The sequence below is a fragment of the Microbacterium pumilum genome (assembly GCF_039530225.1).
Taxonomy (GTDB): Bacteria; Actinomycetota; Actinomycetes; order Actinomycetales; family Microbacteriaceae; genus Microbacterium; species Microbacterium pumilum.
Map to the genome: position 1 here is coordinate 3,493,710 of NZ_BAAAOH010000001.1, position 12,918 is coordinate 3,506,627.

Sequence of the window (12,918 nt, forward strand, 5' to 3'; positions counted from 1 at the left end):
TGACCGGGTGACCCACGCCGCTGAGCAGGAGGCTGCACCGCCCTCCGAACCGCTCTGGCCGGCGACGCGTCCGAGCCTCTACGACCGGTTCTCTGCACGTCTGCAGTCCGATCCTCGCGCGATGAGACTGTACTCGTGGCTCGGCCCGACCATCGTCGTGCTCGTCGCGGCGGTACTCCGGCTGTGGGACCTCGGCAACGCCCACGACCTGATGAACCAGTTCGACGAGACGTACTACGTGAAAGACGCATGGACGCTCTCGAGGCTCGGGTACGAGGGCTCCTGGAAGGCGGAGGGAGATGTCACGGCGAACGACCGCTTCCTGTCGGGCGACGTGAACAGCTTCTCGACCGATCCGTCTTTCGTCGTGCATCCGCCCCTCGGCAAGTGGCTCATCTCGCTCGGCATGATGGCGATCACGCCGACGAACGGCTGGGGATGGCGCATCACGACGGCGCTGCTGGGCACGGCGGCCGTGCTGGTGCTGATGCTCATCGCCAAGCGGATGACGCGCTCCACCACCTTCGCGGTCATCGTCGGCCTCCTCATGGCGATCGACGGACTGGCGATCTCGATGAGCCGCGTCGCCCTGCTCGACACTCCCCTGCTGTTCTTCGTGCTCCTCGCGTTCTGGTTCATCCTCAAGGATCGAGAACGCACCATGACCCGCATCGCCGAGACGGTCGCGGCGCGATACGAGGGCGACCAGGCGCCGCTGTGGGGCCCCATCCTGTGGAACCGCCCGTGGATCGTCGCCGCCGGCGCGGCCCTCGGCGCCGCATCCGCCGTCAAGTGGTCGGGGGTGTGGGTGCTCGCCGGACTCGGCGTCTACCTCGTCGTGACAGACGCTCTCGCCCGCCGCAGGGCAGGCGTGCTGGTCTGGACGACGGATGCGCTGCGGCAGGCGGGTGCGACGTTCGTGCTGCTCGTGCCGGTCGCCTTCGTCGTGTACCTCGCCTCCTGGACCGGGTGGCTCGTGACCGACGGCGGCTACGACCGGCACGCTGCCGACGGGTCCCCGGCGACCGGTATCTGGTCGTGGGTGCCGCTGCCGCTGCAGAGCCTGTGGATCGACCACGTCACGATGTACAACGCGGCTGCCGGGATCGTCAGCGATCACGTCTACAAGAGCCCGGCCTGGCAGTGGCCCCTGCTGCTGAGACCCACCGGGATGTACTACCACCACGACGCCCTGGGTCAGAACGGCTGCGAGAGCGTCAACGGCTGCTCGGCGGTCATCGCGAGCATGCCGAATCCGCTCATCTGGTACGCGGGCGTCGCGGCCGTTCTCTACCTGGCCTACCGATTCGTCATCGTCCGCGACTGGCGCTACGCGCTCGTGCTCACCGGCGTCGTGGTGACCTACGTGCCGTGGCTGTTCTTCCCCGAGCGCACCGTGTTCCAGTTCTACACGGTGCTCACGCTGCCCTTCATGCTGCTCGCTCTCACGTTCGCGCTGCGAGACATCGCGGGCCCACGGCACGCTGATCCGTACCGTCGGCTCACGGGACAGCGATTGGTGTGGGTCTTCCTCGTGGTCGCCATCGCGCTGTCGGTGTTCTGGTATCCGGTGATCTCGGCGATGGCGGTGCCTTACGACTTCTGGCACGCGCATATCTGGATGACGGGCTGGGCCTGACAGATCAGGGGATGAGGTCCTCGGGGTCGGTGACCGGCAGCCGGCAGGCGAAGTTCTGACAGTCGTAGGCCGTCGCCGCGCCGCCGCGCATCGACTTCTCGGCGAAGAGCGAGAAGCCGTCCGCCGTCCACGCCTTCGCCTGGCCCGCGTCGACGACGGCGACGACGTCTGCCGGGATGCCGCGCGCGGCCACGGCGAGCGGATGCGAGGCATCGGCGGCGATCACGACGATCTGTCTCGGCGGCACCGACAGCAGCGCAGCGACGCGCAGCAAAGCACCATACGCGAGCGGCTGGGCGAGCGCCTCCGCCGAGTGCGCAGCGACGATCCGTTCAGCGAGGGCGCGATAGTCGTCCCCCGCGCCCAGCAGCCACAGCGCCGCAGCCGCATCGGCGAGCGCCGAGGCGCCTGAGGGCTCATCCCCGTCGGACGCGGCATCCGGCGCTGCCACCCCCTGTGCTGCCAGTACCGGATCCCCGCCGCCAGGAACGCCGAGCGCGGAGCCATCGGAACATGCGTCCACGAGCGCGCGGGCTCGCACGGCATAGAGCGGCTCCCCGGTCGCCACGGCGAGCGCGGTGAGCCCCGCCGCGAGCTGCCCGTAGTCGGCCAGCGTCGCTCGTGCTCGCGAGGGGATCTCGTCGAGCGACGCGCGCACGAGCCTGTCGTCGGCATCGGCGTTCGTCTCGAGCACCGCCTCTGCCGACCAGCGCGCCGCTTCGAGCAGGGTCGGATCGTCGAGCCGCGCGCCGGCGCGCGCGAGCGCGCCGATCGCCAGCCCGTTCCAGCCCGTGACCACCTTGCCGTCGACCGACGGCGGCTCGAGTTCGGCACGGGATGCGGCATCCCGTTGGTAATAGCCGCCCTCGCTGCGCGCGCCGTCGATCCAGGATTCGGAGTCCTGCGCCGCACCGAATCCCCCACCGGGTCGCTGGAGCACCTCGAGCAGAAACCCTGCGACGTCGCGCGCCACGTCCGTCCGACCCGCATCCAGCGCCACGTCGAGAAGCTGTGCGTTGTCGGCCAGCATCCGCTCGTAATGCGGCACCGACCAGTCGCGCCGCGTCGCATAACGGAAGAAGCCGCCCTCGACGGGATCGCGGAGCGCCGAGGCTGCCATCGCCGCGAGTGCGCGATCGGCGACGGCGGATGCCTCGGCCGACACCTCCCGGATCGCCCGGGCCTGAAGAAACCGCAGCGCTGTGGCGACGGGGAACTTCGGCGCTGCCGGATCCGGCCCGCCGAAGCCGCCGAACTCGCGATCCTCTCGTGCGGCGACGGCAGCCGCGGCGAGGGCGAGCTCGTCGATCTTCGGCGCGGTGGCGCCCGCGTCGAGTGCCGCTCCGGCCTCGGCGAGTGCCGAGACGATGGCGTCCGCGGTGCCGTCGATCTCGTCGCGTCTCTCGGTCCACGCCTCGCGGACGGCGGCGAGCACCTGCCGGAAGGCGGGAAGGCCCGACCGAGGCTCGGGCGGGAAGTAGGTGCCCGCGAAGAACGGTCGCCCCTCCGGCGTGACGAACACCGTCAGCGGCCAGCCGAGGTGCGGTGTGAACGCGGCCGCCGCTGCCATGTACGCCGAATCGACTTCGGGATGCTCTTCGCGATCGACCTTGATGGCGACGAACCCGGCATCGAGATCGGCCGCGGTCGCGGCATCCTGGAACGACTCGCGCGCCATCACGTGACACCAGTGGCACGTGGAGTAGCCGATGGAGACCATCACCGGCACATCTCGCTCCCCGGCGCGCGCAAACGCGTCTGCGCCCCACGCCCACCAGTCGACGGGATTGTCCTGATGCTGCCGCAGATAGGGACTCGTCGCAGCCGCCAGCCGATTCGTCACGACATCCTCTTTTCATCCCGCTGGGGTGACGCGGACCACCGGCGCAGCTTGCTTTGATGTTCGCGCCCCAGGTCGTAAACCGAGTATGGAGGCTTCGATGGCTGATTCGACTGCACCGGCGACATCCGATACACCGGCTCCGTTCTCGTCGGTCGCCGACGTGCTGGTGGTCTTCGGGATCACCGGCGACCTCGCCAGGGTGATGACGTTCCGCTCGCTGTACCGGCTGGAACGGCGAGGGATGCTCGACGTGCCGATCGTGGGCGTGTCCGTCGACGACTGGACGCTGGATCATCTGGTGCAGCGGGCACGGGACTCGATCGTCGCCACCGGCGAACCATTCGATGAGGACGTCTTCCCCCGGTTCGCCGCGCGACTCTCCTACGTGCAGGGCGATTTCGGCGATGCGGCGACCTACCAGCGTGTGGGCGACGCGATCAGCTTCGCGCAGCATCCGGTGTTCTACCTGGAGATTCCGCCGTTCCTCTTCGGCCGAGTCGTCAAGGGCCTGGCAGAAGCCGGATTGACCACCGATGCACGGGTCGTCGTCGAAAAGCCGTTCGGCCACGATGTCGAATCCGCGAAGGCTCTCGCGGCCGAGCTGCACGAGTCGGTCGATGAGGCGCAGCTGTACCGGATCGACCACTACATGGGGAAGATGGGCTACGAGGAGATCCTCTACCTGCGGTTCGCCAACACGATCCTCGAGCCGCTCTGGAGCAGCGCCCACGTGGAGTGCGTGCAGGTCACCATGGCCGAGGCTTTCGGGGTCGAGGATCGCGGTCATTTCTACGACCCGGTGGGGGCGCTCCGCGACGTGGTGGTGAACCATCTCATGCAGGTGGTGGCGGCCACCGCGATGGAGCCGCCTTCAGCGACGGGCTCCGAGGCGCTGCACGACGCGGCGGTCGAGCTGTTTCGTGCCGTCAAGGCTGCCGATCCTGCGCATTACGTCCGTGGCCAGCACGACGGCTACCTCGACGTCACGGGCGTTGACCCCGACTCCACCACCGAGACCTATGCCGCGCTGCGGCTCGAGATCGACAACGCGCGCTGGGCGGGCGTGCCGTTCTACATCAGGACGGGCAAGCTGCTGGCCGTCACGCAGACCGAAGTGCGAGTCGTCTTCAAGGAACCGCCGCTGCTGCACCTCGGGCTCGGCGCCGGTGAGAACCGGCAGCCGGCGCGCGACGAGTTCGTGATCAAGCTCGACCCCGCGACCGGCGCTCGCCTGATCGTCGACGCCCACCGCGCCGATCAGGAAGGCCCGGGCGCGATCACGCTCGATGCCGAATTCGCCGACGAGGGCGGCGAGGGCCCCACGCCGTACGAGGTGCTGCTGCACGCGGCGCTCGTCGGGGACTCCGGCCGCTTCAAGCGGCAGGACGTCGTGAACGAGAACTGGCGGATCATGCAGCCGCTGATCGACAGCCCCCCGCCGGTGCACCCTTATGCACCCGGTTCGTGGGGTCCCGACGCCGGAACGACGCTGGTCGCGGACCACGGCGGATGGCAGGGCCCGTGGATCGTGGCGCCCGTTGCGGAGGCGACGACATGAGCCTGCCGGCGTCGCCGTTCCCGCCGATCGCCGACTATGCGTTCCTCTCGAACTGCCACACCGGGGCCCTGATCGCACCTGACGGATCGGTGGACTGGCTGTGCGTGCCCGCCTTCGACTCGCCGAGCGCGTTCGGCAATCTGCTCGACCGCGGCGCGGGATCGTTCCGCTTCGGCCCCTACGGCATCAACGTCCCCACCCAGCGCACGTACGTACCGGGCACGAACGTGCTCACCACGACGTGGCACACGCCCAGCGGGTGGCTCGTGGTGCACGATGCCCTCACGGTGGGGCCGAGCAACGGGGCCGACCACGTGACCCCGCACACCAGGCCACCGGCGGACGATGACGCCGAGCACGTCCTCGTGCGACTCGTGGAATGTCTCGAAGGGTCGGTCGAGGTCGAACTCGTCTGCGAGCCCGCGTTCGACTACGGGCGCGAGCCGGCCACGTGGTCCCTCGTCGATGACGACCGCCACGCCGCCGATGCCACGGGCGCCGGCCAGACGTTCCGACTGAGCAGCGACCTCTCGATCGGGATCGAGGGCAGTTCGGCGCGAGCGCGTCACACGATCTCGAAGGGCCAGAAAGCGTTCTGCGCTCTCTCATGGGCCGAGGAGTTCGCCTCGCCTGCTGACGTCGACGACGCCGCCGAGCGGATCGCGCGAACCGTGGACTTCTGGCGGCGGTGGCTCTCCCGCGCGCGCATCCCCGACCACGCGCTCCGACACCCGCTGGAGAGATCGGCGCTCACCATCAAGGGCCTGACCTACATGCCGACCGGCGCCACCGTGGCAGCGCTGACCACCTCGCTGCCGGAGACCCCCGGCGGAGAGCGCAACTGGGACTACCGCTACACCTGGATGCGCGACACCACGTTCACGCTCCAGGCGCTGCATTTCCTCAACCTGGACTGGGAAGCCGACGAGTTCATGCAGTTCGTCGCCGACCTGGAGCCGAATGAGGACGGCGGCCTGCAGATCATGTACGGCATCGACGGCAGACGCGACCTCACCGAGACGACCCGCGACGAACTATCCGGCTACGAGGGCGCGAAGCCCGTCCGGCTCGGCAACGGCGCATACGACCAGCGCCAGAACGACGTCTACGGCGCCGTCCTGGACTCGCTGCTGCTGCACACCCGGCGCAGCGAGCACCTGCCCCGCCGACTCTGGCCTCTGGTGAAATCCCAGGCCGAAGGCGCGCTGGCGTCCTGGCGTGAGCCCGACCAGGGCATCTGGGAGGCACGCGGAGCGCCGCAGCACTACGTGTCGTCCAAGCTCATGGGCTGGGTCGCGCTCGATCGCGCTGCCAAACTCGCCGCCATCCGCGACGACCCCGAGCTCGAGAAGACCTGGGCCGACGCAGCCGAAGAGATCCGCGCCGACATCCTCGAGCACGGCGTCAGCAAGCGCGGCGTGTTCCGCCAGCACTACGACACCGACGCACTGGACGCCTCCACGCTGCTCTCGGCGATCTTCGGCTTCCTCCCCGGCACCGACGAACGCATGAAGAACACCGTCGACGCCATCGGCTCCGAACTCACCGAGCACGGCTTCGTGCTGCGCTACGTCACCGGCGAGACCGACGACGGACTGTCCGGCAAAGAGGGAACATTCCTGATCTGCTCCTTCTGGCTCGTCTCAGCGCTGTCGATCGTCGGCGAACGCCAGCAGGCAACCGATCTGCTGGAGAGGCTGCTGCGGATCGCGTCGCCGCTGGGCCTGTACGCCGAGGAGTTCGAGGTAGACCGTGCACGACACCTCGGGAACTTCCCGCAGGCCTTCTCCCACCTCGCACTCATCGAGGCCGCGGCCCGGATCATCCTCGCCGACCGCCTCGACGAGCTGTCGCTGTAGCCCTTTGGCAGTTCAGTTCACCTCGTCGGGGTGGGCGCTCACACGTCCCATACCGTCCCCCGGGTCGATGCCATCGATCGCCGCCACCTCGGCATCGCTGAGCTCGAAGTCGAACACGTCGAGGTTCTCTGCGAGCCGTTCGCGCCGCACCGACTTCGGGAAGACGATGAAGCCCTTCTGCAGATGCCAGCGAAGCACCGCCTGGGCGGGCGTCTTGCCGTGCGCCCGCGCGGCGTCAGCGACCGGGGAGGTGCCGAACAGGTCGTACTTGCCCTGACCGAGCGGACCCCATGCCTCGATCTTCACGTCGTGGGCAGCGGCCCAGTCGGTGACATCCCGTTGCTGGTGAGCGGGGTGGAGCTCGATCTGGTCGACGGCGGGAACGACGCCGGTCTCGGCGACGATGCGCTCCAGGTGCGGCACCAGATGGTTCGAGACGCCGATGCTGCGCGCGAGTCCGGCATCCCGGATCTCGATCAGCTTCTGCCACGCGTGCACGTAGTTGTCGGCGGCGGGGGTCGGCCAGTGCACGAGGTAGAGGTCGACCTGTGAAAGACCCAGCTTGGCAAGGCTCTCGGCGATGGCCTCGTGCGGCTGGTCACCGTCGTGCCGGGTGTTCCAGAGCTTCGTGGTGACGAAGAGCTCATCACGCGGGATGCCGCTCACGGCGATGGCCGCGCCCACACCCTCTTCGTTGCCGTAGATCGCCGCCGTGTCGATGTGCCGGTAGCCGACCTCGAGAGCTTCGGCGACCGCCCGCTCGGTGTCTGCCGGCGGAACCTTGAAGACGCCGTAGCCGAGCTGCGGAATGCTGTGACCGTCGTTGAGAAGGATCTGGGGGATGGATGCCATGGCACCAAGCCTAGGAGGGTACGGAATCGGCAGGACCCGGAAGAGTTACGATCGAACGCTATGCCTGCGCCCGAACCCGTCATCGTCTATCCGCCGGAGCTGCCCGTCAGCGCAGCGCGCGACGAGATCGCGCACGCCATCCGCGACAACCAGGTCGTCATCGTGGCCGGAGCGACCGGGTCGGGCAAGACTACGCAGCTGCCGAAGATCTGCCTCGAACTCGGCCGCACCCGCATCGCCCACACCCAGCCGCGCCGGATCGCCGCGCGTACCATCGCCGAGCGCATCGCCGAAGAGATGCAGGTGCCACTCGGGTCGACCGTCGGATACAAGGTGCGCTTCACCGACAAGGTGTCGGAAGACACGCGTGTCGCGCTCATGACGGACGGTATCCTGCTCAACGAGATCCACCGCGACCGCCTTCTGCGTCGCTATGACACGATCATCGTGGACGAGGCGCACGAGCGGTCACTGAACGTGGACTTCTTGATCGGGTACCTCCGCCGCATCCTGCCGAAACGGCCTGATCTCAGGGTGATCGTCACGAGCGCGACGATCGATCCCGAGAGCTTCGCGAAGCACTTCTCGGATGCCGCAGGTGGACCTGCGCCGATCATCGAGGTCTCCGGACGCACGTACCCGGTGGAGATCCGCTACCGCCCCCCGACGGAGTCCTCGACCACCCCCGCCGACGGCGACGACGTGGACGGGATCGTCGCGGCCCTCCGCGAGCTCGACCGCGAGCCGGCGGGCGACGTGCTGGTCTTCCTCCCGGGCGAAGCCGAGATCCGGGATGCGGCAGATGCCGTTCGGGGAATGTACGCGAAGGATGCAGCCCCTACCGAGGTCCTCCCGCTGTACGGCCGGCTGAGCTCGGCCGAGCAGCACCGTGTCTTCGAACGGTCGAGCATCCCCGGCGTACGCCGGCGCGTCATCCTCGCCACCAACGTCGCGGAGACGAGCCTGACCGTTCCCGGCATCCGTTACGTGGTCGACACCGGCAGCGCGCGCATCTCGCGCTACAGCAACCGGACGAAGATCCAGCAGCTGCCCATCGAGGCGATCTCGCAAGCATCGGCGCAGCAGCGCTCAGGTCGCGCCGGACGAACCGCGCCGGGGATAGCGATCCGCCTGTACGCGGAAGAAGACTTCGCGACCCGCGACGAGTTCACCGAGCCCGAGATCCTTCGCACCAGCCTGGCTTCGGTCATCCTGCAGATGCTCTCGCTCGGCTTCGGCGACATCTCGGCGTTTCCGTTCCTCACTCCCCCCGATTCACGAGGGGTGAAGGCGGCGCTCGAGCTGCTCGTCGAACTGGGCGCAGTGCGCCTTTCGACAGGCTCAGCGACCGGAGGTCGGTCGGTGAGCGCCCTTCGACGGGCGCAGGAACCGCGATCTGACGAGACGAAACGCGACACCGACTCGACCTCGACCTCGACCTCGCTGACGGATCTGGGTCGTGAGATCGCGCGTCTGCCGATCGACCCGCGCTTCGCCCGGATCCTCATCGAGGCGAAGCGGGTCGGCGTTCTGCCCGATGTGCTCGCGATCGTGGCCGGCCTGTCCATCCAGGACGTCCGCGAGCGCCCCGAGGAACGCCGCGAAGAGGCCGACCGCATGCACGCCCGCTTCACGGATCCGACAAGCGACTTCCTCAGCCTGCTCAACCTGTGGAACCACCTGCAAGAGCAGCAGGCCGCGCTCGGCTCGAGTGCCTTCCGACGACTGTGCCGTGCCGAGCACCTCAACTACGTGCGGGTGAGGGAATGGGCCGATGTCCACCGGCAGCTGGGCGCGCTCGTCGGAGCGCCGCGACGCACTGCGGAACGGATTCCTTCCGCCGCGGCGCCGGGCGACGCGGCCGACCAGATCCACCGCGCCATTCTGTCCGGCCTGCTGTCGCACATCGGCATCCTCGATGAACGAACCGCGCCGCAGCACAAGCGCCAGGGGGCGGGCGGTGACGCGAAACGCCGCCCCGACCCCCGCGGCAACGACTACATGGGAGCACGCGGCACGCGATTCGCGATCTTCCCTGGCTCGGGGCTGCGCAAGAAGCGCCCATCGGCGGTCATGGCCGCAGAACTGGTCGAGACCTCGAGGCTGTTCGCCCGGACCGTCGCCTCGATCGACCCGGCGTGGGCCGAGGATCTCGCGGGCGATCTCGCGAAGCGCCAGCTGAGCGAGCCGCACTGGTCCAAGGCGGCGGGGGCCGCATCCGCCTACCAGAAGGTGACCCTGTTCGGCGTCGAGATCATCCCGCGCCGGCGCGTGCAGCTGGCCCGCTTCGACCGACCGTTCGCACGTGAGCTGTTCGTGCGACACGCTCTCGTGGAGGGCGACTGGGATGTGACGCACCTCGACAAGCGCCTCACCGCGTTCGAGCGACGCAATCTCGAGCTGCGTCGCCGACTCGAGAAGATCGAGGAGCGCGAGCGTCGCCGCGACATCCTTGTCGGCGATGAGGCCGTCTTCCGGTTCTACGACGCTCGCATCCCGCGCGACGTCTTCGACGCGCGCTCGTTCGAGACATGGTGGCAGGATGCGGCCACCCGCACGCCGCGGCTGCTCGACATGACCGAAGCCGACCTGGTCGACGAGGCGTCGCGCGGTGACGAACGGGACTTCCCGGCGCGTTGGCATCAGTCCGATCAGGTGCTCTCCCTCGCCTATCGTTTCGAGCCCGGTGCATCCGACGACGGGGTGACGGCGATCGTGCCGCTCGCGCTGCTCGCGCAGCTGCGCCCGGAGGGATTCGACTGGCAGGTGCCGGGGATGCGCGACGAACTCATCGCGGCGCTGCTGCGGTCGCTCCCCAAGCCGATTCGCCGCAACGTCGTGCCCGCGGCGGACTGGGCGGCGAAGTTCTCCGACGAGCTCGCCGGCCAAGGCCCCGAATCGCACGACGGGGTGCCGCCGACGCGACTTCTGGACGCGCTCGCGACTCGCATCCAGCGCGTCGCGAATCAACCGGTGACCGCCGCCGACTTCGACCTCGAGCGGGTGCCGGGCCATCTGCGCATCTCGTTCCGGGCGGTCGACGAGCGCGGCCGGCCGGTGGGAACGGATCGCGATCTCGGCGCCCTGCAGAGCCGGCTCGCCGGGCGCGCCCGCGACTCAGTCGCAAAGTCGCTCGCGAGAGCGGACTCGCCCCCATCCCCCGAGTCCCCTCGGTCCTTGAGCAAGCAAAGCGAGACGAAACGTCCCACACCGCGCGCACATGCGGATTCCGGGTTCGCGGAACGCTCGGGCCTCACCGAGTGGTCGTTCGGCGAACTGCCCGAGGTCGTCGACACGCGCGTCGCCGGTGGAGTCGTGCGCGGCTACCCGGCACTCGTCGACGAGGGCGCGACGGTCGCGCTGCGGATCGAGTCCACGCCCGAAGCGGCGGCATCCGCCACGAAGGCGGGCGCGCGGCGGCTCCTGCTCCTCTCGGTCCCCTCGCCGTCGGCCTATGTGCTCGACCACCTCACCGCGAACGAGAAGCTCGCGCTCGCGGCATCCCCCTATCCGTCCGCGAAGGCCCTCGTCGAGGACTGCCGCGTGGCGGTGGCGGATGCCGTCATCGCGCGCACTGGGCTGAACGGGGCTCCGCCCCAAACCCCCGGCTCGCTGACGCACGCCCTCAATGGGGCTCCGCCCCAAACCCCCCGCTCGCTGACGCACGCCCCGGGCGGCGTCATCCGCACCCGTGCTGCATTCGATGCCGCCCGCGACGCGCTGTCGGCGGTTGTCGTCGACGAGCTCTTCCAGGCGGTGTCGCTGACCGCGCGCATCCTCACCGCCGCGCGCGAAGTGGATCGCGCCCTTCGCGCGCAGAACTCGCTCACGCTGCTCGGCGCGCTGAACGACGTGAAGGGCCAGGTCGCCGGCCTGGTCTTCTCAGGATTCGTGTCGCGGACCGGGATCGCGCGGTTGCCGCACCTGCACCGCTACCTGCAGGGCGCTCTGGAACGGGTGCGCGTGCTCGGCGACAACGCCGGCCGTGACCGGCAGCGGATGTCGGAGTTCGAGCGAGTCGCGACGCTGTACACCGAGGCGGGCGGCACCGTGCCGCTGCCCGAGGACGCGTCGCCCGCGCTGGCACACGCACGGTGGCTGCTCGAGGAGTACCGCGTGAGCCTGTTCGCGCAGCAGCTCGGCACGGCCGAGCCGGTGTCTCCGCAGCGGATCCAGAAGGCGTTGCGGGAATAGCCGCATCCAGCCGCTGTGTTGGCCCTGCCATGGCGAGCGCAATCGTGTACACCGAGTTCGGCGGACCCGAGGTCCTGCATCCCATCGAGATCCCCGACCCGATCCCTGGCGAGGGCGAGGTTGCGATCCACGTCGAGGCGGCAGGGGTGAATCCGATCGAGTGGAAGATCCGTGCGGGCTTCCGACCGTCCGACCCGATCGCCGAGCCGCGCCGTATCGGCGGTGACGGCGCCGGCGTCATCACGGCCGTCGGCGAAGGCGTGGACGGCTTCCGCCCTGGCCAGACCGTCGTCTTCTTCGGGGCCTCTGGTGCCTACGCATCCGACGTCGTCGTCGCGGCGTCCCGCGTCACTCCTCGGCCCCCGCAAGTGAGTGCCGCCGAGGGTGCCGCGCTCGGCATCCCCGCCGGGACCGCCTACCAGACTCTGCGCTCGCTCGGCGTCGGCACAGGCGACACCCTGCTGGTGCACGCCGGCTCGGGCACCGTCGGCCAGACCGTCATCCAGTACGCCGTGCTGTGGGGTGCCACCGTCATCGCGACATCGTCCGAGTTGCGGTTCGATCGCATCCGCCAGCTGGGCGCGACCCCGGTCGCGTACGGCGAGGGTCTGGCGGACCGGGTGCGCGAGGCGGCGCCGCAGGGCATCAGCGTCTCGATCGATCTGGCGGGCACCGACGAGGCGCTGCAGACGTCGCTCGACCTCGTGGCCGATCGCGATCGCATCGCGACGCTCGTGCGAGGGCGGGATGCCGCATCCCTCGGCATTCGCGCATTCTCAGGCGGATCGCCCGTCCCCCTCACCGCACAGCAGCTCGCATGGCGCGCCGAGGCGGTGCCGGTGACCCTCGCCCTGATGGCGGCGGGGCGGTTCTCGGTCGAACTGGGCCCGTCCTTCCCCCTCGCGGATGCCGCAGAGGCCCATCGAGTGGGGCAGGCCGGCGCCGCCGGCAAGATCGCCCTCATTCCGTAGCG

Annotated in this window: 7 protein-coding genes; 5 read left to right on the forward strand and 2 right to left on the reverse strand. The window is 69.2% G+C overall.

Translation table 11 applies throughout. The features are described from left to right. The first annotated feature begins 7 nt into the window (after positions 1-7). The gene (locus tag ABD188_RS15770; protein ID WP_344064365.1) at positions 8-1,639 is read left to right on the forward strand and encodes a dolichyl-phosphate-mannose--protein mannosyltransferase; all 1,632 of its coding nucleotides are present in this window, start codon (positions 8-10) and stop codon (positions 1,637-1,639) included. Between the two features lie 4 nt (positions 1,640-1,643). Here ABD188_RS15770 and ABD188_RS15775 read toward each other — a convergent pair whose 3' ends face one another. Next, a complete protein-coding gene (locus tag ABD188_RS15775; protein WP_344064368.1) occupies positions 1,644-3,482 on the reverse strand; it encodes a thioredoxin domain-containing protein in 1,839 nt (612 codons plus the stop codon). Between the two features lie 97 nt (positions 3,483-3,579). On the opposite strand from ABD188_RS15775, the gene zwf reads away from it, so the two are divergent. Then, positions 3,580-5,040, forward strand: a complete 1,461-nt coding sequence (gene zwf, locus ABD188_RS15780) for a glucose-6-phosphate dehydrogenase (protein ID WP_344064371.1) — start codon at positions 3,580-3,582, stop codon at positions 5,038-5,040. Beyond that, complete coding sequence (locus tag ABD188_RS15785) at positions 5,037-6,899, forward strand: glycoside hydrolase family 15 protein (protein WP_344064374.1); 1,863 nt, start codon at positions 5,037-5,039, stop codon at positions 6,897-6,899. Before zwf ends, ABD188_RS15785 begins: the two co-directional genes overlap by 4 nt. A gap of 12 nt (positions 6,900-6,911) precedes the next feature. Here the strand turns inward: ABD188_RS15785 and ABD188_RS15790 are convergent, their stop codons facing one another. Beyond that, positions 6,912-7,751 carry an aldo/keto reductase gene (locus ABD188_RS15790; protein WP_344064377.1) on the reverse strand — a complete coding sequence of 280 codons (840 nt, stop codon included), beginning with the start codon at positions 7,749-7,751 and terminating at the stop codon, positions 6,912-6,914. A gap of 60 nt (positions 7,752-7,811) precedes the next feature. On the opposite strand from ABD188_RS15790, the gene ABD188_RS15795 reads away from it, so the two are divergent. Then, complete coding sequence (locus ABD188_RS15795) at positions 7,812-11,945, forward strand: DUF3418 domain-containing protein (RefSeq protein WP_344064379.1); 4,134 nt, start codon at positions 7,812-7,814, stop codon at positions 11,943-11,945. Positions 11,946-11,974: 29 nt separating this feature from the next. Further along, a complete protein-coding gene (locus ABD188_RS15800) occupies positions 11,975-12,916 on the forward strand; it encodes a quinone oxidoreductase family protein (RefSeq protein ID WP_344064382.1) in 942 nt (313 codons plus the stop codon). The last annotated feature ends 2 nt before the right edge of the window (positions 12,917-12,918 follow it).